Origin of the sequence: Psychrobacter sp. Ps6, assembly GCF_022129235.1 — a bacterium.
Lineage (GTDB): Bacteria > Pseudomonadota > Gammaproteobacteria > Pseudomonadales > Moraxellaceae > Psychrobacter.
The window spans coordinates 281,485-308,287 of record NZ_JADQAI010000003.1 but is presented as its reverse complement, the minus strand read 5'-3'; the positions used below and the strand labels follow the sequence as shown (position 1 = coordinate 308,287).

The 26,803-nt window shown below is 44.6% G+C and carries 22 protein-coding genes; 14 read left to right on the top strand and 8 right to left on the bottom strand.

Features of this window, described 5'->3' with window-relative positions; genetic code table 11:
• The first annotated feature begins 450 nt into the window (after nucleotides 1-450).
• The 5 genes from tolQ to I3255_RS05520 all read left to right on the top strand — a co-directional run bounded on the left by tolQ (nucleotide 451) and on the right by I3255_RS05520 (nucleotide 6,042).
• Complete coding sequence (gene tolQ / locus I3255_RS05540; RefSeq protein WP_238037665.1) at nucleotides 451-1,173, top strand: protein TolQ; 723 nt, start codon at nucleotides 451-453, stop codon at nucleotides 1,171-1,173.
• Nucleotides 1,170-1,631: a protein TolR gene (gene tolR / locus I3255_RS05535; protein WP_201600556.1), complete on the top strand. Its 462-nt coding sequence runs from the start codon at nucleotides 1,170-1,172 to the stop codon at nucleotides 1,629-1,631. Before tolQ ends, tolR begins: the two co-directional genes overlap by 4 nt.
• A gap of 57 nt (nucleotides 1,632-1,688) precedes the next feature.
• Complete coding sequence (locus tag I3255_RS05530; RefSeq protein ID WP_238037663.1) at nucleotides 1,689-2,714, top strand: cell envelope integrity protein TolA; 1,026 nt, start codon at nucleotides 1,689-1,691, stop codon at nucleotides 2,712-2,714.
• A 133-nt stretch (nucleotides 2,715-2,847) separates the two neighbouring features.
• On the top strand, nucleotides 2,848-4,140 hold the full coding sequence (locus I3255_RS05525) for a translocation protein TolB (RefSeq protein ID WP_238037662.1): 1,293 nt from the start codon (nucleotides 2,848-2,850) through the stop codon (nucleotides 4,138-4,140).
• A gap of 495 nt (nucleotides 4,141-4,635) precedes the next feature.
• Complete coding sequence (locus I3255_RS05520; RefSeq protein WP_238037660.1) at nucleotides 4,636-6,042, top strand: nucleobase:cation symporter-2 family protein; 1,407 nt, start codon at nucleotides 4,636-4,638, stop codon at nucleotides 6,040-6,042.
• A gap of 106 nt (nucleotides 6,043-6,148) precedes the next feature.
• On the opposite strand, the gene I3255_RS05515 is transcribed toward I3255_RS05520, so the two are convergent.
• Nucleotides 6,149-6,814 carry a TetR/AcrR family transcriptional regulator gene (locus I3255_RS05515; RefSeq protein WP_071001416.1) on the bottom strand — a complete coding sequence of 222 codons (666 nt, stop codon included), beginning with the start codon at nucleotides 6,812-6,814 and terminating at the stop codon, nucleotides 6,149-6,151.
• Between the two features lie 470 nt (nucleotides 6,815-7,284).
• Here I3255_RS05515 and uraD point away from each other — a divergent pair, with 470 nt between their 5' ends.
• From uraD to I3255_RS05480, 7 genes are all read left to right on the top strand, one after another.
• Nucleotides 7,285-7,806, top strand: a complete 522-nt coding sequence (gene uraD / locus I3255_RS05510) for a 2-oxo-4-hydroxy-4-carboxy-5-ureidoimidazoline decarboxylase (protein ID WP_238037658.1) — start codon at nucleotides 7,285-7,287, stop codon at nucleotides 7,804-7,806.
• A 138-nt stretch (nucleotides 7,807-7,944) separates the two neighbouring features.
• The gene (gene uraH / locus I3255_RS05505; RefSeq protein ID WP_238037656.1) at nucleotides 7,945-8,313 is read left to right on the top strand and encodes a hydroxyisourate hydrolase; all 369 of its coding nucleotides are present in this window, start codon (nucleotides 7,945-7,947) and stop codon (nucleotides 8,311-8,313) included.
• Nucleotides 8,314-8,406: 93 nt separating this feature from the next.
• A complete protein-coding gene (locus tag I3255_RS05500) occupies nucleotides 8,407-9,762 on the top strand; it encodes a urate hydroxylase PuuD (protein ID WP_238037653.1) in 1,356 nt (451 codons plus the stop codon).
• 82 nt (nucleotides 9,763-9,844) lie between these two features.
• Complete coding sequence (gene puuE / locus I3255_RS05495) at nucleotides 9,845-10,825, top strand: allantoinase PuuE (protein ID WP_238037650.1); 981 nt, start codon at nucleotides 9,845-9,847, stop codon at nucleotides 10,823-10,825.
• A gap of 102 nt (nucleotides 10,826-10,927) precedes the next feature.
• Nucleotides 10,928-12,046: an allantoicase gene (gene alc / locus I3255_RS05490; protein WP_238037647.1), complete on the top strand. Its 1,119-nt coding sequence runs from the start codon at nucleotides 10,928-10,930 to the stop codon at nucleotides 12,044-12,046.
• A complete protein-coding gene (locus tag I3255_RS05485) occupies nucleotides 12,046-12,576 on the top strand; it encodes an ureidoglycolate lyase (RefSeq protein ID WP_238037644.1) in 531 nt (176 codons plus the stop codon). The genes alc and I3255_RS05485 overlap by 1 nt, the downstream gene beginning before the upstream one ends.
• Nucleotides 12,577-13,075: 499 nt before the next feature.
• Nucleotides 13,076-13,870 carry a DUF5020 family protein gene (locus I3255_RS05480; protein WP_238037642.1) on the top strand — a complete coding sequence of 265 codons (795 nt, stop codon included), beginning with the start codon at nucleotides 13,076-13,078 and terminating at the stop codon, nucleotides 13,868-13,870.
• Between the two features lie 126 nt (nucleotides 13,871-13,996).
• Here I3255_RS05480 and guaD read toward each other — a convergent pair whose 3' ends face one another.
• From guaD to I3255_RS05460, 4 genes are all read right to left on the bottom strand, one after another.
• Nucleotides 13,997-15,418, bottom strand: a complete 1,422-nt coding sequence (guaD, locus tag I3255_RS05475) for a guanine deaminase (RefSeq protein WP_238037639.1) — start codon at nucleotides 15,416-15,418, stop codon at nucleotides 13,997-13,999.
• Between the two features lie 107 nt (nucleotides 15,419-15,525).
• Complete coding sequence (locus tag I3255_RS05470) at nucleotides 15,526-16,545, bottom strand: XdhC family protein (protein WP_238037636.1); 1,020 nt, start codon at nucleotides 16,543-16,545, stop codon at nucleotides 15,526-15,528.
• Nucleotides 16,538-19,111, bottom strand: a complete 2,574-nt coding sequence (xdhB, locus tag I3255_RS05465) for a xanthine dehydrogenase molybdopterin binding subunit (RefSeq protein ID WP_238037633.1) — start codon at nucleotides 19,109-19,111, stop codon at nucleotides 16,538-16,540. Before xdhB ends, I3255_RS05470 begins: the two co-directional genes overlap by 8 nt.
• 97 nt (nucleotides 19,112-19,208) lie before the next feature.
• The gene (locus tag I3255_RS05460) at nucleotides 19,209-20,897 is read right to left on the bottom strand and encodes an FAD binding domain-containing protein (protein ID WP_238037630.1); all 1,689 of its coding nucleotides are present in this window, start codon (nucleotides 20,895-20,897) and stop codon (nucleotides 19,209-19,211) included.
• Between the two features lie 664 nt (nucleotides 20,898-21,561).
• Here I3255_RS05460 and I3255_RS14855 point away from each other — a divergent pair.
• The gene (locus I3255_RS14855) at nucleotides 21,562-21,687 is read left to right on the top strand and encodes a hypothetical protein (RefSeq protein WP_269117271.1); all 126 of its coding nucleotides are present in this window, start codon (nucleotides 21,562-21,564) and stop codon (nucleotides 21,685-21,687) included.
• Nucleotides 21,688-21,777: 90 nt separating this feature from the next.
• Here the strand turns inward: I3255_RS14855 and I3255_RS05455 are convergent, their stop codons facing one another.
• From I3255_RS05455 to I3255_RS05445, 3 genes are all read right to left on the bottom strand, one after another.
• Complete coding sequence (locus I3255_RS05455; RefSeq protein WP_238037628.1) at nucleotides 21,778-22,389, bottom strand: flavodoxin family protein; 612 nt, start codon at nucleotides 22,387-22,389, stop codon at nucleotides 21,778-21,780.
• Nucleotides 22,390-22,492: 103 nt separating this feature from the next.
• Nucleotides 22,493-23,488, bottom strand: a complete 996-nt coding sequence (locus I3255_RS05450) for a polyphenol oxidase family protein (protein WP_238037625.1) — start codon at nucleotides 23,486-23,488, stop codon at nucleotides 22,493-22,495.
• A gap of 113 nt (nucleotides 23,489-23,601) precedes the next feature.
• Nucleotides 23,602-24,828 (bottom strand): RluA family pseudouridine synthase, encoded by a 1,227-nt coding sequence (locus tag I3255_RS05445; RefSeq protein WP_238037790.1) that lies wholly within the window; start codon nucleotides 24,826-24,828, stop codon nucleotides 23,602-23,604.
• Nucleotides 24,829-25,533: 705 nt separating this feature from the next.
• Between I3255_RS05445 and I3255_RS05440 the strand changes: the two genes are divergently transcribed.
• Nucleotides 25,534-26,742 (top strand): outer membrane protein assembly factor BamD, encoded by a 1,209-nt coding sequence (locus I3255_RS05440; protein ID WP_238037622.1) that lies wholly within the window; start codon nucleotides 25,534-25,536, stop codon nucleotides 26,740-26,742.
• Nucleotides 26,743-26,803 lie beyond the last annotated feature (61 nt).

The following is a 26,803-nucleotide window of genomic DNA, read 5'->3' as shown; positions in this document are numbered from 1 at the left end:
ATTAGACGAGTTATCTTACAAACTCAATCGCTGATAATGTCTAACTCGTATAAAAAAGCAATTAAAAACATCACTTTTATAACGACGAAAAGACTATACAAATTTGAATTTTCTTATATCCTCTAGATCAAACCATTTGTGCATATTAATAATAAGACAGTGAGTTACCATCATAACGTTAAGATACTTAATATTTGATATTTCGCACTTTTCACTTGGTTAACACATTAATAATGACGTTTCTTTCATTTAGAAGTAAACTAACAGGCTATTATGTTGATGTCTCAGTGGTTGAGCGTGGTCTCAAATAGTCTCTTACTAAACTAGATTGCCGAGATCTTTACTGCGCTTAAGATTCAACGATAAAGTATGCTTATTATTTTTAGGGTTCGTTTGGTTTGGATATCTTTATTTAAACCAGCTGTTGTCAATTATTCGTGAGTCCATTACATGCCTGAATCATTAAATATTATTGATCTTATTACCCAAGCCAGTCTATTGGTACAGATTGTGATGGCGTTATTGCTGTTAGCTTCTTTGTTCAGTTGGGTTATTATTTTCCGTATGAGTGCGCGACTCGGTACGGCCAAAAACTTTGATCAACAATTTGAGACTTGGTTTTGGTCGGGCGAAGATTTAGCAAAGCTGTATCAAGGCGTACAAGGCTCACCTGATCGCCAAGGACTTGAGCAGATTTTTTATGTGGGTTTTTCAGAATATCTAAGAATGCATAAAAAGCGTCAACCTAAGGATGACATCATCGACGGTGTCGAGCGTAAACTGCGCGTCGGCTTGGGCCGTCAGCAGCAATTACTCGAGTCAGGACTGACGACGCTAGCAAGTGTCGGCTCGGTAGCTCCTTATATCGGACTGTTTGGAACAGTTTGGGGCATCATGAATGCGTTTTTGGGACTGTCGCAAACCGAGCAAGCCACCCTAGCCTCTGTCGCGCCTGGTATTGCTGAGGCGCTGATTGCGACGGCAATGGGCTTGTTCGCCGCTATTCCTGCTGTATTGGCATACAATCATTTTACGGCAAAATCGAGCCGTCTTTATGATTCACGAGCATTGTTCTGTGACGAGATGACAGGCATGCTACAGCGCGAGACCAGTGTACAAAATCCCGTTACTAGAGAGACCCACGTGAGTGCCACTCAGGTGAATGGGCTATGAAACCAAACCCCTATCGCCGTGAGAAAAAAGCGCTGAATGCAGAGATGAACGTCGTTCCTTACATCGACGTTATGCTGGTGCTATTGGTGATATTTATGGTGACCGCACCCATGCTCATTACGGGTGTCGATGTTGATTTGCCAAAAGAGCAAACCAACACCATGAGTCAGAGCCAGTTGCCCGTTATTGTCTCATTGACTGACAGTGGCGAGATTTTTATCAGTTATGAAAACAACATCGATTTGCCTATTAGTGAGCCTGAGCTAATTAACACTTTGTCAAACTTACAATCTCAGAGCGGTAATACCAACACTGAGCCATTACAAGTGATGATTAATGCTGATCAAAATAACCAATATGGCGCTATCATGACGCTCATGGCAACTTTGCAGCAGGCAGGTATTGAAAAAGTAGGGTTATTGACTGGTGCGCCTCTACCGACGCCATCGCTTCAATAGTCATACCTTCTATATAGGCATGTCACATCATAGCAGCCAATCCGATAAACCACGTTCATGAGTATCCATACCATGCATAATGCGCCTGCCGTCTATGTCCCCATCGAACCTGAAGGTAACGGGCTAACACTGCCTACATTACTCAGTTTGCTAGCACATGGTCTTATAATCGGCATACTGGTTTATAACTATCAAACCACTGAGGTTGAGACTGCTGGTAGTATCGAGACGGTCATGGTATCTCCTGAGCAGCTCGCTGAAATGCAAGGGCAGATATTGGCCAATCGTGCAGCAGCTAGCGCCATGCAAATGGATAGCAGCACCAGCGAATCAGCCAGTAGCGCTCAACAAGAAACCTCAAGCAGTAGTAGCTCAAGCACTCAAAATCCAAGTCAGCCGAACTCCCAGCGTGTCCCTGTGTTTACGCGATCTGACGAGCCTGCCGGTCAGCCTATGCTTATGAGCGAAGAGCAACATCAACGCTTGCGCGAGCAAAACCAAGAGTATGAGCGCAGAATGGCTGAGTGGGCAGCGCAGCTAGACGAATCCGCGATAGAGGAGCTTGATCAAGTAGAGCAAGACAAAAGAGAGCAGATGATCGAAGAGCAAAAACGGCTTGGAGATTTTCGTCAAAAGCAAAATAACCCACCCAAGATCAGACGACCCACGGCTAACGATCGTAATATACAGATTGATACCGATGGCTCTGGCAATGCAGGACGAACCTTTAATCTCTCAGATGGTCAATCAACCATCTCCGGCGACACCTCAACCTCTAGTACCTCTAAAGGTAGTAGTCGCTCTGCCTCAAGTGGTAGTCGCGGAGCCAGCAATAGTGAAATCATCAATCTAATCAAGCGCAACTATACGCCGCCTACCGCAGCGAAAGGCTCTACCCAGCGTGCCACCTTAACCATCACCGTCAATACCAATGGTGACGTGGTCAATGTTAGCGCATCTGGTCCTGATAGCGTCGTCAATGAAGCTGCCAAACAAGCAGTGCTTAACACAGGTAGCCTACCAATCGATGCTGATGACCCTAAATATCCTACCTTTACCATACAGTTTAAAGGTAGCAATTAATCAGTTGCTAGCGTCTTGTATTATTGATAACGTGATGTTGAGCGGCTTTTATCGCATCGTTTTTTCATCTAAACACTTGCCTCATCGACTATAAAAATGACTATCATATTAATTTTAGGAGCGCCATTGACCCATGTATACTCATAAAAAACTACTAGCCTCTTTACTTGCGGGTAGTTCAGCATTACTTATCTCGCAAAGCGTGCTCGCAGCCCCTGTCGTATTGGAATTGGACTATGAGATTCCTGTCCAACAAAACCAAGTCGCGTTTGTACCATTCGCAGGCGACTCTGTTTTGTCCCCTATTATTTTAAATGATTTGAGTAATACAGAACTAAAAGTAACCAGCCAAAACCTACCACAGCAGCCACGCAGCAGTAGCGAGCTGGCAGGCACACTACCAGTATGGCAGAGCATGGGCATACCTTATTTGGTCGTCGGCAGCACTCGCACCAATCGCGGCAAAATCGTCACCGATTACGAGGTCATCGATATCAAATCTGGTCGCGTGATAGAGGGTAAGCAAAGCCTAACCGCTGACAATAACAGAGAAAGCATGCGCTACGCTGGTCACGTCATCGCAGATAAAGTCTATGAGCTGATTACGGGCATTCCAGGGGATTTTTCAGGGCGTATTGCTTATATAGAAGAAACAGGGACTGGCAAACAAAAAATCTCTCGTCTAAAAGTGATGGATGCTGATGGCGAAAATGCCAAAACCATCACTGAGGTAGCAGGGTCTATTTTCTCACCAGCATGGTCACCTGATGGCAATCGCATAGCCTACTCGGTACAACGCGAAAAATCATATCCCGTCATCTACATTCAAAACGTCAGTGGCGGCGGCGCAAGTGCGCTCACGCCTTTCGCTGGTAGTAACATGAGTCCGTCTTTCTCTCCTGATGGTAGCAAGATACTATTCTCTAGTAGCTTTGAGGGCAGTGCCGATATCTATGAGATGAGCGCAAGCGGCGGCACTCCTAGACGACTCACTAATTTGCCAAGTAGTGAAGTGCAACCAAGCTACGCCCCTGATGGCAAGTCATTTGTATTTGTCAGTGACAAAACTGGCTTTAACAAACCACAAGTCTATCGTTATGAATTTGGCTCAGGACGCACAACCAAAGTATCAAATGGTGGCTATGCGACTAGCCCGCAGTTCAGTAGTGACGGAACACAAATCGCCTTTTTAAGTGGACGCTCAGCCGCTATTATGAATAGTAATGGTGCGGTGACTGCCAACCTTGGCAATACGGGTATCGATGAAGCCCCAAGCTTCTCGCCCAATGGCAAGCGCGTGGTCTATGCGTCAACCCAAGGCGGCAAAGGCGTACTAACGATTAAATCATTGAATGGTGGCGAAGCGTTCGGTAAATCAGGACAAGGCATCATCCGCTCACCCGTGTGGTCATCAAGTCCAAAGTAATTTAGGCAACTTAGGCAGCTTAGGCAACTGAGTCACAACGTTAGAATTTACGCATACAAGAGAGCCTCAATCATAATGAATATGATTGAGGCTCTTTTGTATGAGTTGCTAGAAGAAAAGTAATAAAGCTTATTGTTCGTAAAACCTGCACGCCGTCTTAGGTACTCTTCTTAGGTACTATTCATTCGAACTCATTTTTATTTTTTATTAGTAACAAACTTGTAAACCCGTTAGTACCAAAAAAAACATTGCATTAACTTTCCTTTTACCTATATCCTAAATAGGTCTGACTAATTGGTCAGGTTATTCCAATAATAGCCAACAAATATTAACTACCATCATTGGCTATTTTAAGGTCGGGAACTTACCCCTATTATTTGAATCGATAAAAAACAGATCAAAGATTGGGTTTTAATGTTTATCTAATGATTTGTTACGTTGTCTGATGGCTACAGTTAATTGGGTGCTAAGCAGTTATTCTAGGAGGAAACCACCATGAGTGAAAACGTTCCAGCAAATACCGATTTACTGTATAGACTTCATGACCGCCCCACCCCTCTCAAAGCATTTTTAGGTGCCATACAGCACGTACTTGCTGCTTTCGTTGGTATTATTACCCCCTCATTAATCATAGGTGGCACTTTAGGCCTAGGGGAACATATCCCTTATCTTCTTAGCATGTCCTTGATCGTATCTGGGGTAGCGACTTTTATTCAAACTCGAAAAGTAGGGCCAATCGGCTCTGGCCTTATGGCATTACAAGGCACCAGTTTTGGTTTTTTGGCGGCAGTATTGACAGCAGGATTTGTAGTAAAAAACCGCGGCGGTAGTCCTGAGGAGATTTTATCCGTTATCTTTGGCGTCTCATTTCTCGGTGCATTTGTTGAGATATTTTTGAGTCAATTTATCACCAAACTCAAATCATTTATGAGCCCTATTGTTACTGGCTGTGTGATTGTTACGATTGGTTTATCCCTAACTAAGGTAGGTCTCACTGATTTGGCAGGTGGGTTTGGTGCTGAGGATTTCGGTAGTATTCCAAACCTACTCTTAGGTGGTGGCGTACTGGTCAGTGTGGTGCTCATTAGCATTATTAACAATAAGGTTATTCGCTCAAGTGCTATCTTTATCGGTCTGATGCTAGGCCTACTCGCTGCCATATTTATGGGACGCATTGATTTTTCATTGGTGTCTGAAGCGGCGTTTTTCACCGTTCCCATTCCCTTCAAATATGGTTTTGGTTTTGATTGGCAGGCTTTTATTCCTATTGCCTTTATGTACATTATTACCAGTATTGAGACCTCGGGTGACTTGACCGCTACCTCAATGATTTCAGGTGAGCCAATCAAAGGACCTCTCTATGAGAAGCGCATCAAAGGGGGTGTGTTGGGTGATGGTGTCAACTCTCTGATTGCGGCGGTATTTAATACTTTTCCTGTGACAACCTTTAGCCAAAACAACGGCGTGATTCAAATGACGGGTATTGCCAGTCGCTATGTTGGTTTTTATGTTGGGGGTATCTTGTGCCTGATGGGTTTATTTCCTATCCTTGGCGCGATTTTTACACAGCTGCCCAAGCCTGTCGTAGGCGGGGTTACGCTACTGATGTTTGCCACTGTCGCAACTGCGGGTATTCGTATACTATCCACCGTGGATTTTACCCATCGTAATGTCTTGATTATCGCCACATCACTAGGTCTAGCAACAGGTATTGCATTCGTTCCTGACGTACTCTCTCAGACGCCGCAGTTTTTTCAAAACATCTTTGGCTCAGCGGTGACGATGTCCGGTATTGTGGCAATCACGCTTGATATGATCCTACCAAAAAACTACGGTGTGGAATTTGATACGGCTGAACAACATGTGGAAGATGGCTTAAAACCAGCGCAAAAAGTGGCATAAATTTGAATATTTAGTCCTGTCTCAAAGTAAAACGAGGTGCCATAAAATTTATTTATGCACCTCGTCCGCTGTAATCGCTTAATCGCCATTACTTGACTATATATAATCATTCAAGTCCACAGCCTCGTAAAATAAAAGGTACTAGAAAGTCTGCTGCGCGCGCTTCATCTTCTGCGTCATAAGCTGTTTTGTCCATCAAGCCAACAATTTCAATCTCAAATTCAGCATAACGCTGGGTCGTCGCCCATATCAAAATTAGTAGTTGCAGGGGATCAGTAATTCCAATCTTGCCTTGCTTATGCCACTCTTTCATGACTTGCGCTTTATCATTTACCCAATCTTTCATCGTTGTTGACATAAATTCGTGCAAGTGAGGCGCACCACCAATAACCTCAATGGCAAACAACTTATGGCGACTTGGATTGACAAAGGCTTGATGTAGCTTGGTACGGACAAATTTTTCGATGACGGTTTTTGGATCGCTGTCCACTGTCATCGTCACCAAGCCGTCATTCCATTCTTCAATAATTGAACGTAACACGGCCATATATAGGTTTTTTTTATTTTTAAAATAATAGTGAACATTAGCTTTGGGCAGTCCTGCTCGATCAGCGATGCCTTGCATCGTAGCGCCGCGATAACTTTGGAGCACGAACTCCTCTTCAGCGGCTGCCAGTATCAGAGCTTGATTGTGCGCGCGCGTAACTTGTTGACTACGATGCGATGGCGCGTCAGTAGTCAGAATATCCTCTTTCTGATTGTCTTGAGTCATAACAATGGTATCTCACTCCAAGTGGCTGGTTCGACAAAATAGTCGCTATATTTTTGAATGTTTTTATATATCAATGCACAAATTTTCGCATTATTAACCACTGAATAAAAATATTTCTTATAAAACAGTTGACCAACTAGTCAGGTTTTAGCAGAATGGTAGCTATAAATCAAACATATTACGACCGAATCCATACTGCCATGTCATTTTGCGGCTCAACTACTAGTATTTCCTCAAAAAATACGTTCTGTATCGTCAATTTATCATGATTAGAAAGCTAGCAACTTAAATATGGCCTGTGGACTTACCTAGCTAAAAATATAAACGTCGAAAAACTAAAAAATGAACCATAAAAGTATCGATTGATATCGCTAAGTTTAAGCAAAAAACCACCATGTATAAACCTTTATTAAACAATAGTTATCCAGTACACATAATGGACTGTCACATCACAAAAAAAGGATATCACCATGAGCTTAACCTTAGCGCAATTTAATGATTTGTCTCAAGAAGTAGCGGTTGCCCAGCTTTTAATCTGCTGTACCAGTAGCGTTTGGGCAAATAAGCTTGCCGATGCGCGTCCTTTTGCAGATTTCGATGCGCTCTTAGCGAGTAGCGATGCTATCTGGCATGACGTGCAAACCAATGAGGCCAACTTACTAGAAGCGTTCGATGGACATCCGCAAATCGGTAATGTGGCTTCTTTAAAAGAGAAATATCGCAATACACAAGATAGCGCCGCACATGAGCAGTCTGGTGCTAACGATGCAGCAGACGACGTACTCGAAGCACTCGCTAAAGGCAATCGAGACTATCTTGATAAATTTGGTTTTATTTTTATTGTCTTTGCGACGGGTAAAAGCGCACAGCAAATGCTGGATCTGCTATTAGCGCGCCTGCCAAATGATCGCGCGACAGAACTGGCTAATGCAGCCGCTGAGCAAAATAAAATCACACGTTTACGTCTAAAGAAACTATTAGGCAATGCCTAGTTAAACCAGTTGTTGATTAGCAATTTGATAGCTAATCAACAATACACCGCATTATCAGTGCTCATATAACATCCTAATTATAAGCTGCGCTAGCCTTACCACCCTATTTACGTTTCTATTGAATACAAAGGAAGCATTATGTCTGCCACTCTATCATCACATATCTTAGACACTCATTTGGGCACGCCTGCCGCTGATGTCGCCGTTACCTTACATCGTATACAAGACAGCGGTGTCGCCACACTACTAGCGCATGGCACAACCAATAACGATGGCCGCGTGACACCCGATGCTTGGCAGTTTGATGCAGCCATTGATGACAATGAAGGTAAGCTCGCTATCGGGCGCTATACGGTGACGTTCGATACTCAGTCTTATTTTGATGCCCAGCAGCTGACGGCATTTTACCCGCAAGTGGTTATCGACTTTGTGATAAAAGACGCCAGCCATTATCATGTGCCGCTCTTGCTTAGTGCGCATGGTTATAGTACCTATCGCGGATCATAACCGAACCTTATTATCGAAAAACCGTGAGCAATCGTCGTTATCCGCTCACAAATATTTTATTAAGACACTGTCATATTAAAGGACACTTACCACATGGGCGCTTACCTTCTTGAATGGTTGAGTTTATTTTTTCGCTGGTTTCATGTTATCGCAGGGGTGGCATGGATTGGTGCATCGTTTTATTTTGTGTGGTTAGATCTAAGCCTACGCAAACCGCCACAGTGGAAAGCAGACAAAGGCATTTCGGGTGATCTTTGGGCCGTCCATGGCGGCGGGTTTTATGAGATTGCCAAATACAAACTCGAACCGGAGGAGATGCCAAAGACGCTACATTGGTTTAAGTGGGAAGCGTATACCACTTGGCTGACGGGTGCGGCGATGATGTCGATCGTCTATTATGCCAATGCAACTGCCTACCTGATCGATCCAAGCAAAGTGCCTTTTACCAGTATCGGTGCCATTGCGACAAGCTTGCTATTTTTATTTGGTAGTTACTTTATTTATGAAGTTATCGTGCGCAGTCATCTGGGTAAAAATACCTTTATTTTTAGCACCCTGATTTTTATTTTATTGGTCATCGCGAGCTGGGGCTCTTATCAACTGTTTAGTGATCGCGCCTCGTTCATCCATATCGGGGCGATTTTGGGCACAGTCATGGTCGGTAACGTGTTCTTTGGTATTATGCCAGCGCAGCGCGCACTCGTTGATTGTGTACGCCGCGGCGAAAAACCCGGCAAAGAAGTGGCTGAACTGGCACTGCAAGCCAAAAACCGCTCACTGATGAATAACTACTTTACCCTACCGCTTATTTTTACCATGATCAGCAACCACTATCCGATGATGTATGCTCATGAAAAAGGTTGGTTGGTATTGGTCTTCGTTGGCGTGATCACTGCTACTGCTCGTCATTATTTCAACCAAAAACATTTGGGGCATAAAAAACCACGCTACTTGGTTATTCCAGCCATATTGACAGTATTGTTGATTATTTGGATGCGACCTGAGCCGATTGAACCAACGCCTGCAATACCTACTACTGCCGCAGTAACACCTACGACAACTAATAGCACCCCAACAGCTACAAGCGCGACTACTAATACAAATACTGATAACGTTAATAATGCTAATAATAGTTCTAATAGCAATGCTACTAACAGTGTCAACAATGATACTGCCACTGCTGAAGCCGTACCCGTGAGCGCGTCAGCAGATGACGCTATGATGGATGTTGTACATACGCGCTGTAGCACCTGTCATGCGGTGCAGCCCACACAGCAAGGTTTTGCCGCGCCTCCAGCCGGTATCATCTTGCAAACACCAGAAGACCTAAAAATACATAAAGCAAAAATTGTTACTGCGGTACAAACTGGCTATATGCCACTTGGTAATATTACTCAGTTAACCGATGCTGAGCGTCAGCAGCTAGTGGCATACGCATCATCCCTGTAGTTTGTGATTAGAAAATAACTGTCCTTGGCGAGCAATATTCAAATAAATATTTAAGGCTCCACGAGATATAGGAACATAAATAATGAGCAAAAAAATCACCAGTGATTTTGATCAAAATACATACCCTCGCGACTTAAAAGGCTATGCTGACAACCCACCAAAAGCCAATTGGCCGGGCGGTGCAAAAATAGCCGTACAGTTTGTATTAAACATCGAAGAAGGGGCAGAAAACAGCGTCATCCACGGCGATGGACAATCAGAGCGCTTTTTATCGGATATCTTGGGTACGCCCGAATTTAACAATCGTCATCAGTCTATCGAGTCAGCATTTGAATACGGTAGCCGTGTCGGTGTGTGGCGTGTATTAGATGTCTTTAAAGAGTACGGTGTGCCCATCACCACCTTTACCTGTGCTGCCGCTGCCGAAAAAACGCCACACATTATCGAGCGCGTATTAGAAGACGGTCATGAGATTGCCAGTCACGGCCTGCGCTGGATTACTTATCAGTATATGTATCGCGAGACGGAACGCGAGCACATTCGCCGTGCAACCAACATATTTGAGCGCATGCTAGGCAAACAGCCGCTCGGTTGGTACACGGGACGCGATAGCCCGAATACGCGCGAGCTGGTCGTCGAACAAGGTGGCTATCACTATGACTCCGACTCATATGGCGATGAGCTGCCCTACTGGCTCAATGTCAAAGCCCAAGATGGCAATACAATCACACGCAAGCCGCATTTGGTCATCCCTTATAGTTTAGAGACCAATGACATGCGTTTTTCTTCTAGTCCAGGGTTTACCCATGCTGAACCATTTTATCAGTATCTCAAAGACAGCTTTGACACCTTATATGAAGAAGGCGAGCATACCCCAAAAATGCTGACCATTGGCTTACATTGTCGCATTATCGGACGGGCAGGACGTATCAAGGCATTAAAACAGTTTTTGCACTATATCACCAACAAGCCTGACGTGTGGATATGCCGCCGTGATGAGATTGCTAAACACTGGTATGAGAACCACCCTGCAACGCCAGACAATACAGCCAACTGGATGTAGCTTTTGCCATTGCCTCGCTCATTGAGTACGTCGCAGTGTGTCGAATAAATAAAACAAGCGGCACTCGATCAATCAAACCTAATATTAAATAAAGGAATCATAATGAGTCAAAACATTTCAGAAGTGGGACAAATCATCTCAGCAAATAATCTACCTGAGAGCCTGCCAGCTTTTACTAAAAAATCAAACGTGGCTGACAGTCGTTTGGGTGCCAAAGCATTGTTTGCAACCGATGACTTTTTTGCAGATAAAAGCCGTATTCTAAACCCTGACGCGCCTATCTTTATTGTAGGTAAATTCGACGACAATGGTAAATGGATGGACGGCTGGGAGACACGCCGCAAGCGTCATTTGGGCTATGATTATTTAATAATCCAGCTGGCGCGTCCGACGAAAATCGCGGGTCTCGATATCGATACCAGTCACTTTACGGGTAACTTCCCCTCTTCAGCCAGTGTCGATGCTTTGTACGCGCCAGAGCTGTTACAACAGGATAATACTGAGCTTGCCAACCTAAGTAAAGAAGACTGGGATGCTAAAAACTGGCAGTCGCTTGTCGGTATGACACCACTGCAAGGTCACCATCATGAGTTTATCGAGACTGATAACCAGCAAACGGTGACACATATACGTTTAAATATTTATCCAGATGGCGGCGTGGCTCGACTGCGTGTCTATGGTGATATCCAACTTGATGCGAGCCTCAACACTCAAGGCGAGATACTTGACTTGGCAGGTGCGTTAAATGGTGGTCGTGCGATTGCTAGCAATGACGCGCATTTTGGCGCCGCCAGCAACTTACTGTTACCAACCAAAGCCCCTAATATGGGTGACGGCTGGGAGACGCGCCGTCGCCGTGAGCCCGGCAATGACTGGTGTATTATTGCCTTAGGTCAAGCAGGTGTTATCGATTCTATTGAAATCGATACCGCTCATTTTAAAGGCAACTACCCTGATAAAGTATCCATTCAAGCCGTCTACTCGCCAAATACCCCAGAGCAAACCTTAGTCACTCAAAGTATGTTTTGGGAGACGTTACTTGAGCCGCAAAAAACCAATGCGGATGATGTCCATACCTTTGGTAACGACAAGCTCCAGATAGATAAGCCTATCACGCATATTCGAGTCAATATCTTCCCCGATGGTGGTATCAGCCGCGTGCGCGTGTTTGGTAAAGTGGCAGATCATGTTGGTACTACTGATAATACAGAGGTTAAATAATGAGTGTCATTCTAACCGCTCAGCCTTTAACCAAAGCCAACTTTGCCCCTTACGGCTCGGTTATCGAGCGCTATAGTGAGGAGGAGCAAACCGCTGACAATACTTATCAGATAAATAATGGCTATGCGGTTCGCCATCATGCACTTGCCAAAAGTCAACTTGAGGGTGGCACAGTCGGTATGAGTATCTTTCGAGCCAAGAAACGTGAGAATCCGATTGCCCTCTCCGTCATGGAGTATCATCCATTTGGCACACAAGCGTTTGTGTCGATGGAGGGTCAGGACTATGTCATCGTTGTTGCCAAAGCAGGCACGCCACCGCAGTCGACAGATGATCTAGCCGTGTTTTATGCCAAGTCTCATCAGGGTGTACAGTACGATGCCAACGTTTGGCATCATCCTCTACTCGCTCTTGGGCGTGACAGTGATTTCTTAGTTATTGATCGTATCAATGGTGAGGGTAATAACTGCCATGAGATAGATATTACGGATTGGCATGTGTCTATTGAGTTAGAAAATGAATCCAGTTAATTGAATAGAAGATAGTCGAATCCAACATGTTCAGAATTAACGCCAGCTAATGTCTATTAGCTGGTTTTTTTATGTTTATTGCGTTGTTAAATCATATGCTTATCAATTGATTAAATCCCATCAGACGACCCAATTTGGGGCACATGGATATCCATCTTGGTGCTGTTATCGCGCATCTGATACTTCGAAAAACATTGTTTGCCACATGTATCTAAATTCATGGACACTGTCTCTTTCATTTGAGAATAGTTAAGGACTATTTTGCTTATTTTTACCTTTATTAATGGCCAATAAGACTAAAAGTTAAACAACTCTGTAGATGATAGCTTTTCAGCTCATTTGTGGCACAGTTATTGAATGCTCTTTATTAGTAAGCATTTAAGCGCTATCACTCAACTGTTATCTGACAGACAGTGGGTTAATAATTTGTTTACTGGCAAATAATAACGATGCAGTTTTAGGGCAATCAACAATCAATTGTACATGAAGGGGTCATATTTTGCGTTTTGATTTATTAACGAGCTTATCCTGTTATACCAAATCATCTAGCCAGAAGCTAGCTTTACTCAAACCATTGTCGATAGCAGCTGTTACTATCACTACTTTGGGTAGTATGTCTAGCATCCATGCCAAGACCTTCTTCACTGATACGAGTGTCTCCGTACTTTACGGCAGTGATTATGACCTCGTAGAAGATGGTGAGCTGACGACCGTTACATTAGAGCATGCTTCTGCGCATGACTGGGGCGGTGTGTTCTTCTTTGTCGATCGAAACCAAGGTGCCGATGACATTGAAAACAATAGATTTAGAGAAACTTATGGTGAGCTGTCTCCTACGTTCAAAATGGCAACTTTTAATAATAGCTTTATTAAGCAAGTCAATTTAGCCGCTACTTATGAATTTGGCTCAAATAGTACTGGGTTTGATCAAGACAACTATTTGGTTGGTATTGGTGCAGATCTAAATATCCCTATTCCAGGGACAACGTACGCGTCTGCAACGCTATACCATGCTTTTAATGACAATATCGATGATGATCAACAAATCACCTTGACCTACGGTTGGGAGCGCAACAATTTTGTAGTGGACGGTTTTATCGATTATTCATTTAACAACGATGATATTGAAGATAACATTCACATCAATCCGCAAATTAAATACAATCTACAAGAGGTGCTCGGTATTGATAACCGCCTAGAAGTCGGCATGGAGTATAGTTATTGGAAGAACAAATACGGTGTCGATGGTGTCAATCAAAGCGCCCCTAGCGCCCTAGTAAAGTTCCATTTTTAACGCCGGATAAAAACATCTTTATTCGTAAAAACCCCTGCTTCTCTCTGGTAGAAGCAGGGGTTTTTATTTCTGATTAGATACCTACTGGCTGCGCTATTAGTGCAAGCACCCACTGATATATCTGTCCTATGAGGCAGCGCTGCGATAGCGACTCACACCTGCAACGACTGTCTGTTCGATCACTCTATCATCACCCAGCATCATGAGTACAAACAGCTGCTCCTCAAGTGATTTGGTCTGTGCCATACGTCGCTCAAGCAGCTCGGTCGCCTTCATATCGATGACGACAAAATCGGCTTCTTTATTGGGCATAAAGTTACCAATCTTATCATCCAATAGCAGCGACTGTGCATTGCCCAAAGTAATCTGATACAGGCCTTGATGCGCCGATAGCTGATTGCTCTGTAGTTGCTGGATTTTGTACGCCTCTGATAACGTCGTGAGCATAGACAAACTCGTGCCCGCTCCAACATCAGTGGCGATACTGACACCGGTATAACTTAACGTCTTGGGTAAATCGAACAATCCGCTACCCAAAAACAGATTGGACGTTGGACAATGTGATATCTGTGTGCCAGTCTCGCGTAGACACTCGTATTCTGGGGTCTCAAGGTAGATACCATGCGCCAAGGTGGTACGGCGGCCCAGTAATCCCATATCATCATAGACATCGAGATAGCCTTTGTGATTGGGATACAGCTGCTGCACAAAAGCCACCTCATCACGGTTTTCTGCCAAATGCGTCTGTAAATAGACACTGTCGTAGCTGGTATATAACTCACCTGCTAGACGTAATTGCTCAGGACTCGACGTAATCGCAAAGCGTGGCGTGATGGCCACATGCTGACGCCCGCGCTCATGCCACTTATCAATGATATTTTGAGTATCCCGGATACTTTGCTCAGCAGGCACACATAGCGGCTCAGGCGCATTTTGGTCCATTAAGACATTACCCGTGATCATACGCGTATTGAGCCTGTGGCTTTCAGCAAAAAACGCCTCGGCGGATAGCGGGTGACTGGTCGCAAAAACCATCGCACTGGTCGTGCCATTGGCAAGCAATTGGTTTAAGAAAAACTGCGCGGTATCATGCGCTACTTTTGGATCACCAAAATTGGCTTCCGTCACAAAGGTATAATTATTGAGCCAGTCGAGCAGTTGCTCACCATAAGCGGCGATCATATCTATTTGCGGATAATGCACATGGGTATCAATAAAACCCGGCATGATGAGTTTGTCGCGATGGTCGTGTACTTTAACTGCTGGTTTGCCCTCTGCATTAGCGTACTTTGATAGGATAGTTTTGCTATGACCGTACTCTACAATGCGTCCTGTCACATCATCTACAACAAGCGCACCATCAGCAATATATTCAGGATAAATGCGCTCGCCTGCAGTCACTGGTAATAGCGTCGTGCTTTGATCAATGGTTGATACTTGTGCATAATCAGGTTGATTGGCATTCGCTATTTTAGAGGGTGTACGCTCAGTACGATCGCTTTCGGACAAATAATGCAGCAGTCGAGCTTGATAAATATGTATGGTCATTTGGTGGTCTCACATGGCTTGGTAGTGCGGAGCATTTTAATAAATAGTACTGAGCGTTTTAATTATTTAATGAAAAGTGATAAGGTTTTATGAAGTAATTAATCCGTTCAAAGATCAGCCTGATGATAACGTTGTAGCAACTGTGCCACGATAGAGACTGCTACCGCCATTGGCTCTTTGCCGCCGATTGGTAATCCGATTGGCATGACGATCTGATTCACTAATGACTCACTATAACCGCGCTGAATCAAACGGTCTCTAAAACGCTTGGCTTTGGTGGTTGAGGCAATACAGCCTATATAGGGTAATGAGGTATATGAGCGCTTATCATCAGATGAGCTGGTATTAGAAATAGTATCTAATGCCGCTCGTACCAGCTCAAAGTCCACACTATGGTCATGAGTCATAACCAAAATAAAACGCTGACCACCCTGCTCAATAAATGGACGCACAAAATCTACAGGCTCCTCATCGATATGCGGACGAATATGCCTTGGTAGCTGATAGAGTTGTGATTGATTCGGTGTGGGGTTTTGGTAGGCACTGTTGTCTGCTTGGCCCGTTTCACTGGAGTTGGTTTTATCCATTAAGTAACGCTCAAACATCTCTGGGCGACTGTCTACCCAATCTACCTGACATGGCAATTCAGCAAGGATGGTCATGAGCGCTGATGCCACATGGCCTGCTCCAAATACCAGTACTGACATCGGCGGCGTTATATTAAAGCACTCGAACATAACGGTAACGCTACCGCCACAACACTGAGCCAATTTCGCACCCAGCGAATAATGCTTGGTATAAACTGCATCACGGCGTACCGCTTTAGAGGGGGTTGGCGCGCTTGTCTCATTAGCTTCAGAAACTTTTGGTTTGACTTCTTTTGATATGGTCGCTGCTATCTCACCGTTTAGCAGTTGACGAGCAGTGGTAATCACATCGTGCTCAAGACCGCCGCCGCCCAGCGTATCTACGATGCCATCCTGCGTGACGATCATCTTTGCCTGTAGTGCACGCGGGGCCGAACCATTTACAGCCACGACCGTTGCCAACACATGAGCCATGCCTTGCTGCTGATATCGTGCCAAACCTTCATACCAGATGACTGGCGGTGCCAATGACTCACTCACTGTGCGCAGGACCTCTTGCCCCTGCGACATTTGGATGCTCTATCGCTTCTGGCTGCTCATCAGTCTGTTTGCCGGCTACCTCTTTTGGATCAATATCTTTGGCATGGCGTACATCTTGCGGCATGACTTTGTCGTTATAGAGATCGCCCTTTTCTTCTACACCTTCAACAAGGCTATCCATCGTATCCTTGTCCGCTTTGGTCTCTAGATCCCAAGACGAACCTTCCATGCGCATAACTGCCTTTAGTACTGCTTCTGGCGTTGCAGGCATGGTCAGCTCTGGATTTTTTTGATAATTACCAAGGCTAGCCACCGCGTTATTGAGAGCGCACCAGACACTGGCTGCCAACATAAACGGCGGCTCACCAACGGCTTTAGAGTTATAAATCGTTTGTTCTTCGTTTTTGCGGTCATACAGTTTGACATTCCACTGCTTAGGCAAGTCATGCGCGGTTGGGATTTTATAATTGGCAGGACTATCGGACGCCAGCTTTCCTTTATCATTCCAGATCAGCTCTTCTGCTGTGAGCCAGCCCATTCCTTGCACAAAACCGCCTTCAATCTGACCGATGTCAATGGCAGGATTGATCGATTGCCCTGCATCATGTAGCACATCACAGCGCAGCACTTTGTACTCCCCTGTCAGCGTATCAATCTCAACCTCAGCACAAGCAGCACCTAGCGCAAAATAGAAGAACGGACGTCCCCATGCTTTAGAGCGATCATAAAATATCTTCGGCGTTTTATAGTAGCCAGTAGACGACAGACTAATGCGGTTTTGATACGACAGCTGAATCATTTCGGCAAAGGTCAGCGTTTCTTTATCCCCGATATAGACATGGTTCTTTTCAAACCTGATGTCTTCTTGCGCTACGTCGAAATGCTCAGCCGCAAATTCAACGATGCGCGCTTTGATGCTCAAGCAAGCATTTTGTGCCGCTTTACCATTGATATCTGTCCCTGATGACGCTGCCGTTGGTGAAGTATTAGGTACTTTATCTGTACGCGTGGCGGATACTTTAACTGTGTCCAAATCAACATCGAACTCATTGGCGACAATCTGGGCGATTTTGATATATAGCCCTTGTCCCATCTCCGTCCCACCATGATTGAGATGGATACTGCCATCGGTATAAATGTGTACCAGCGCACCTGCCTGATTGAGCGTTTGCACGGTAAATGAAATACCGAATTTTACTGGCGTCAATGCAAGTCCGAAGCGTTTATCACTGCCTTCAGCGGCAGCTTTTTGATTGGCTTCTAGGATTTGTTGACGGCGCTTGTCGTAATCGCAATCCGCTGCGAGTTTGGTCATGATGGTGGCCAAATCAAAATGCTCAATGGTCTGACCATAATGGGTGCTTTGACCATCTTGATACAAGTTTGCTAGGCGCACCTGCAAAGGATCTTGACCTAAGGTATAGGCAATGTGATCCATCATATATTCAGCCGTCATCAGACCTTGCGGACCACCAAACCCGCGATAGGCCGTATTGGATACGGTATGCGTCTTGCAGCGATGACCCGCCACATGGGCCGCTGGATAGTAATAGGCATTATCACAATGGAACATCGCTCTATCGACGATGGCATCAGACAAATCTGGCGCATAACCGCACAGACCAGCCAATTGCATATCGACGCCCAATATACGCCCAGATTCATCCAAGCCAACCTCATAACGATTGGCAAACTCATGGCGTTTACCGGTCACAACCATGTCATCTTGACGGTCTAGACGCATACTGACAGGAACGTTATGGCGCTTGGCGACGATGCCGCACAGACAGGCCCATGCCGCCGCTTGCGTTTCTTTACCACCAAAGCCGCCGCCCATACGGCGCACCACGGTATTGACCGCATGAAAGGGCAAATCCGTCACTTCTGCGACGAGCTGCTGTACTTCGCTTGGATGCTGTGACGACGTGTATACTTCCAGCCCACCATCATCACACGGCACCACATAAGACACTTGCCCTTCGAGATAAAAGTGCTCTTGCCCGCGCATATGAATATGACCTTCAATGCGAATCGGTGAGTTATCAAGCGCCGTCGTCGCATCGCCGCGCTTCATAAAATGACTGGGACGCACAAACAACTCTTGCTCTAACGCTTTATCAATACTCAATACCGCTGGCAATGGCTCATATTCAACCACTGCCTTGATAGCGGCTTTTTTGGCGGCGCGATGACTGGTTGCTACCACCACAAATAGCGTCTGACCCACATACTCTGTGATGTCATCCACCATTAGTGGCTCACCGTCGAACACTGCACCGATATCTGTCTGTGCTGGCAAATCTTTAAAACTTAAAACATCTACCACCCCATCCGCATCTCTGACAGCACTCAAATCCATACCTAATATACGTGCATGAGCATGACTGCTTTTACCCACTGCCAAATGTAGCGTGCCTTGTGGTTTGGCAATATCATCCACATAAGTCGCTGTCCCCATGACATGGCTAATCGCACTATCGTGTTTGGCTGACGTGCCGATCTTGTTTTTTGGCGGACGCACGCGGCGGATACTATAACTGTCAAATAAAGACGAATGATGGCTCATAGCAAATCTCTTCTATTAGTACGCATTTATCGATGCGCTTTTTTATTTCTGACAAATACACTCATGAAGCAATATCGATACTCAATTACGCTCGCACTCAAGCACTCTCAGCCTGCATATCCGCTACCAATTGCTTACCGCACTTCACCAGTAGACGCTGTACCACATGTGAGCGATATTCGCGGCTGGCTCTGACATCCGTCATCGGCGTAACCTCTTTAGATAGGATTTGTGCTGCTTGCTCAAAACTCGCAACTTCAGCAGATTGTCCTACGAGCGCTTGCTGACACGTTGTGGCTAATAACGGTATGGCAGCCATGCCACCAAGCCCAAGTTTTGCATTCTCGATGGTCTTACCATCTGCTGATACATCAATGCGTGCTGCAAGCAGACAAGCTGAGATATCATCTTCATAGCGTTTGCTAATTTTATGAATAAATAAGTGCTGATTGTCGTGCATCAGAGGAACATGGATAGCGACTACGTAACTGCCTGCTTGCAGTTTGGTTTTTTTATAATCTAAGAAAAATTCTGATAACGGTATGATTTCATCCGTATAAGACGCATGACTTGGCTCTTCACGATTCGGCGCGCAATGACGCAGATGAATTGACGAATCTAATGCTAATAAAATCGGTGGCAAGTCACCAATCGGCGACGCGTTGGCTATATTGCCGCCGATAGTGCCCATATTACGGATTTGCGGAGAGGCAATGCGCTCAAATACTTGCGCAAAACTTGGAAAATACTGCTCAAGCACTGGTAACATTTGCTGGTAACTCATGCCAGCACCTAATACTAGTGACTGACTTTGAGTTTGTCCGCCAGTCGATGTGTCATTAGTTGCAGCTGATAACGACCAAGATTTTAGCGCCTCAACACCTGAGAGCTGAATAATGACATCGTGATCAACCAAATGCTGGGTCACACTCAATCCCAAGTCCGTACCACCTGCCCAGATCGTTGCTTTTGGATTGGCCGCTAAGACTTGGTTAAGCTCGTCTAATGTTTTAGGCATATATAACTGTCGACAAGCATCAGTCAATGCAGGGGCAATAGCTGTTGACTCTACATTGTCCGACTCGGCTTCAGCTGGCACATTTGTAGATACTGCTGACTTTTTTGCACTATTCATCACATCTGTTGCGAGACTGATAGTCAGGTCTTTCACCACCGACTGCTCTGCCTCTCTTTTCTGACCAATATCACTCATCAGTAGGCCCGCCTCAATAATCGGACGATAACCTGTACAGCGACATAGGTTGCCAGATATCGACGCAACCACTTCATCATAGCTCAACTGCTTAGCATCATTCTGGTCAGCTGCATTTTGACTTATCTGCATACGATTGTTTTCGTAGACGCAGGCCAGTGACATCACAAACCCAGGCGTACAAAAACCGCACTGCGACCCGTGACACTCAACCAGCGCTTGCTGTGCTGGATGCAGCAAAGCACGCTCTGGATGATGTTCTGGATTGTCCGCTAAATAAGAAGACGTCATCAGATGATGACCGTCCATCAGCGACACTAGCGTAATACAGGAATTAATCGTATAGAATGGTGGCGTAGCATTTTTTTCGTTGCCATTTTCATTATTAAGCGTTTGCTGACTAGTGCTAGGCAGGCGCTGAACCATTACCGTACAGGCACCGCAATCACCACTGCCGCAGCCTTCCTTAGTGTCCGTTTGGCCTTCATGCAATCGTAGATACTCAAGCACTGTCGTATTGGGGTTAAGCTGGGTTAGCTCATGGTATTTTCCATTGAGATAAAAACTAATCATAGCAAGGCTCGGCTAAAATAATGAAAGTGAGTATAAGACTGAGAAGCATTAGTGGCTTAGGTACGAAAGGTAAACGCTTAATCTATATTTTGCTGCAACCGCTCGAGTAAGTTTATGGGTTTTTTAGTTTTTAATATTCTTGCTATTTTATTCTATGTCGCATTTGTAGGATGTCGATGAGTTTGATATCGCACACTCTTTTATAGCAAATAAATCGACCATAAGTAGCAGTAATTATCAGAAGCTTTTACCAACAACTAGCACTAGAATATACCTGACTATTTGGTCAGCTTTCAACATATTATCACTATTCTTATTTACAATACAACCCATTCAAATATCTGTCGATACTGCCAAATAATTGACCTTTAAGCCGCTATCTGATAACCGCTATCCATCCTAACAGCAGAGATAGTTTATAAGACTCGTCATGTTAGTCATTGATATAGCTAATGCAAACGCACAGTAGACAGGTTACGCCATGACTGAGTAAATAATCTTTTTAAAAACAAAGATGAGCACATGCACCGCTTTTAAATTTATATAACCGACCTGTTTTTATATATAATACCTAAAAATAAACCTTACTTTTGACTGTCATCGCTTCTGACGATAGACAGACAAAATATATTATTGGGTAATATATCGTCTCTGAGATACTATTATGAAGTCACTTACCTCTATTTGTCTGCTGATAGCGACGCTGATGCTGACCGGTTGCCAATACTTCCAATTTGTTGACAATCCTATTCCTGTTAAGCCTGTACCGACTAATCTGGTTGCTCCATAAACTGGTCACGCCACAACATTGACATAAAAAAAGCAGACATCAATGGTGTCTGCTTTTTTTACTGGATTAGCCTGTCACCTACTGTGTTATCTAACGCTTACTATCCGCTGGCTGATGTTTAATAATGGTTTTAGCCAAATGATCACCAAACCAAATAGCCGTATCAATATCTCCTTTCCCTGGCGTTTCTTCAGGTGGACCATCAAGAGATTGCGTCATCAAACCCAAAAAGCTAGATAAACGGTTCAAGTCATGCATCTCATGACCTGTCGGCATGAGTGGCAGACCAATCCAGTTCATACCATGCTGCATGGCATATAGAGAAATCTGCTGTAGCACAGCAAGTTTATCACCGCTTAGGCCACCTGAGTTGGCAAAAGCTGCGGCCCATTTACCTTCCCACTTGCGGTTATACCAACGCTTTGAGGTTTCATCCATAAAGGTTTTGAATTCAGCAGTGACGCTGCCCATATATACCGCGCTACCGAAAACCAATAGATCTGCCTGATCTAAATAATCCCAGTCAATATCATAAATATCGACAGCTTTTGCTTGCGCCTCTGGTAATTGCTGATGCGCGCCTTGTACAATCGCTTCAGCGACACGCTTGGTATGACCGTAGTTACTATGGAAAATAACGGCAATCGATACGTTAGGCGTACTATCAGGAGATATTTTTGAGGATTCGACAGTTGTATTCATACAGACTCTAATAATGACAATAATAGTGAAAATAAAATAATATAGTGTACGAGTGCAAAACGACTCAGCGCACTCAATAGGTTTGTTAATTGTGAGCTGACATTTACGTAGCGGCGCGACGCACAATCACGAGCGCCATTCGTCCCGTTGCAGGCTGCTGCATATGCGTTTGACGACGATAAGAATAGTAATGCCTATCTGCATAGCTACAGCTGATAGGTTCTTTATTATCTATCGACACGCCAGCGGCTTTTAATTGATCAGCAGCCAGTTTTGGTAAGTTTAGCTTAACTTTATCCGTGTGTACTGTAGCGCAATTCGATAGTTTATCAACTGTCTTATGTAAATGCTGAGTATCGCTATGATTTTCAAGACCATTATCTGAGCGCATTACATATAAACTATCAAAATTATCACTATCTGACGCCGTTAATAATTGATTATCTAAGCAACCAGCCAATAATTGGTCACGGACTTGATAACCCACTTCATAACTGGCCTGACTGATACACACCCCTATCCAAGCCTGTACAGATCCTGAATCGGTAAAGCGCTCAACAGTCTCTCGAATCACGCCGCACGCCAATCCTTGCCAGCCTGCATGAATGGCAGCGATTTTACCGCTGGCGGGCTGGTATAAAACAATCGGCACACAATCTGCCGTCATTATCGCCAGTCCACGACCACTTTGCTTGCTAATTATGGCGTCAGCCGCCATTGGTGCCATGCTCAAAGGCGTCGTATCAATATCATGGATCTGTTTGCCATGAACTTGACTGACCCAATGTAAGCTGCTAATAGCGGTATGTCGCTCAGTTTGTGATGACTCATTTGCCATCTGTGTATTAATCGCAGCCAACAGACTCATACGATTATCTAATACCTTTGCCGCGTCATCGTTGACATGCAGGCCTAGATTTAGCGCGCCATAGTTTGCTTGATGGTTTGCTTGACTGTTAAACCCTCTTTGCTGGCTTGCGGCAGCAGGTTCATCAATATTATTCGGCGCAAAAGCAGCCGTTTGAAAAACAGCCACATCATCCATTTGCACGAGCATGGTCATTGGAAAACTATTTATTATCGGAAGCTTGTTTGTCACGACTGCCCCATCCTTTTATCTCTGACTGTCTAAAAATTAGCATCACTAAATCACTGCTATAAACTTGGCAGTTGTCCTAAACACCTTTAGATAGCCGCTTTTATCAATAGCGTTTACTCGTCATCATAACCGTCGCTTAATACGGCTATTAGCTTTTGCATGTCTTCTGGCAGTGGCGTCGTCACTTCCATATCCTCACCAGTCGTTGGATGCACAAACCCAAGGGTATAAGCATGCAACGCTTGGCGCGGGAAATTGTTAATGGCTTGACGCTGTGCTTCTGTCAATCCTGCACGCAGTTGACGACGACCACCGTAGATGCGATCCCCTACGAGCGGATAGGTCACATGGCTCAAATGCACGCGAATCTGGTGCGTACGACCTGTCTCGAGTCCGACATCTAACAGACAGTAGTTGTCATTCAGCGGCGTGACATTTAATAGATGGGTTACCGCTTCACGGCCGGCAGTCATGACTGTCATTTTGATACGCTGAGTACGATGGCGCCCAATCGGCGCATCAATGCGGCGATGACGCAACAAGCTTGCTTGATCGCCTGCTACCACACACTGATAATGACGATAAACAGATTTGTCTTTTAACTGCTCCATCAGTGCCATCTGAGCGGGCTTGGTTTTACCAATAAGCAGTAACCCAGAGGTATCTTTGTCAATACGGTGCACTAGACCTGCACGCGGCAAGTGATGCTGCTGCGGATAATGGTATAGCAAAGCGTTGACCAACGTGCCTGTTTGGTTGCCGGCGCCCGGATGAACCACCATACCGACAGGTTTGTTGATCACCAATACGTCATCATCTTCATAGACCACATCAATGTCTATATTTTCTGGTTGGTCTTCACTATGCTGCTGCAACGTTGTTGATAGATGTAGCACGTCATCTGCTTTGACACGGACTTTTGGTTTTTGCACACTGCCGTTATAGAGTAAGCTACCGTCCGTGATCCAACCTTGTAATTGCACGCGTGAAAAGTCTGCAAACACCTGTGAAGCGACTTTATCGATGCGTAGGCCAGACTGATCTTCTGTGACGACATGCATCATATCGACCACTACTGGCACTGCTTGGCCAGCTACTGGCGCTTCATCATCGTCGCCTTCATCCATGTCGCCATCGTCAAGTTCTTCATCAATATCGTTATCTTCTTCGAGCAAGTCGTCGTTATCAAGAGCATCAGTGTGCTCGTCCATTATTTCCTGCTCATCCATCATTTCTTGATTGTCAGGCTCGTCATTATTTAAAACGTTATTTGGCATTGGTGACTCTTGTGCTGATGAATCAGTCTCTAGCGATTGATTCGGTGATAAATGGGTAATCATGGCATCATTATTCATAGCGGATTGATACCTAGCAAAGTTACTAATTATATTTTGTCAGGTGACTTCAAAGATAAAATGATAAAAAATTGTCGTTTTTTGACCTTTAGCCGATAATAGAGAGCAGTGCAGGTCAAAAAAACGGAGACAATACCATCCTAGTGTATCATGTCACGCGCTCAAGCCCTATAAAAGTGCATACTATCTGTGAATTTTTGAGCCTTTCTGAGTTGCCAAGCCTTACTGCTTAACTCTCTAGAACATAACATTGCTGTAATTTACTGTATATTTGTTCCTGCCAGCGATATTCGATATCGCTCGCGATAGCCGCTCATGTTAAACTGCCTGTAGAATATAGGTAGCGAAAAAATAGACGAAGCAAACGTTATTCTATAAAGTATAGCCATGTTTTGCTGTATGCTATGGCACTGTATTCCTATACCATATTTAAATACAGTATGAAAATACCATTGGGTTTTATCGACAGTGTTTGCCATTTAAACCGTTTGAATATGATCAAATGCATTTGCTCTATTACAGGCTTACTATAAAAGCTCTATGTATCAGACCCAATCTACCAGTACAATACGTCATAACAAAAACTGCATTCGATAAAAACCTTATTACTCATGAATTGTTTTTATCACTAACCTTTTATATAGCACGATAGCGCTGCTGCTATTGTGCGTCTTGTGTCGGAGAAGAAGTATGCAAGCTGTTGGCAATACGTTTATCAAGCTGTCCTCAATAACCTTACTTGCGCTTAGCGTCAATCTAGTAGGTTGCCAAACATTCAAAAACTTGACTGGCGCCAAAGACGTCGACGCGGTAGAAACAGCGGAAAAGTCAGAGCAAGGTTACTATAACGATGCCATCGCTCAAATCGATAAAGGTCGCTATATCCAAGGTGTTGAAGAACTGACCAATTTGCGTACCTTCTACCCAACTGGGCAATACGCTGAACAAGCATTACTTGATATGATGTACGCACAGTATCAAAGTGACAAATATGAGATGGCAGCAGCAAGTGCTGAGCAGTTCATACGTTTATATCCTTCTAATCCGCAAGTCAGCTATGCTTACTATGTACGCGGCGTTGCCAATATGGAAGGCTCGTCTGAGAGTTTGAAGCTGTTTAAATTGAATCAAGCGGAGCGTGACACTGCGTATCTGCGTATTGCCTTTGCCAACTTCCAAGAGCTTGTTAGCAAATACCCAAACAGCCCCTATGCACCAGATGCCGCCCAGCGTATGACATTTATCTATAACCAGTTTGCTGAAAGCGAGATGAGCGCAGCCAACTGGTATATCGAGCGTGAAGCTTATGTGGCAGCTGTCAATCGTGCCAAATGGGTGTTTCAGTACTACCCGCTTAGTGAATCAATTCCAGATGCTATCGCAGTCCTAGCTTATAGTCATGAAAAACTTGGTTTGACAGATCTGGCAAATGAATATAAAACCTTATTGCAAATCAACTATCCAAACATGCTGACCAGTGATGGCAGCGTAAAACTGAGCACCAAACGTGATCGCACTTGGCTCAATAAGATTACCTTTGGACAGCTTGGTCGTTCAAACACAACTGACAACTCAGTGGCAACTGTCGAATATAATGGCGCGACCAAGACCCAAATGATTCGCAACGCAAATCAACTAAGATTGCCAAGTGATAATGCTGCTAGTGCAACCACTGCAAATACCTCTGCAGCTTTTAGCAGTAATAACAGTAATGGCATCAATATTGGTTTGGGTCTGCCAGAAGCGTCAGCTGAGCGTGTGACCAGTCAATCAAGCACTGGCTCGACAGCGAGAGAAGCCGATGTTGATCCACAAAACGTTAATCCAACACGTCGCACTACGCTTGAGAACGACAGTAATAGTATCCTACTAGCGCCATCAGATATGGACGACGAATAATCACGTTCAGTGACTTGACTGAGTCCATACCGTCTATATGATTAATAATAAGGCCAACATA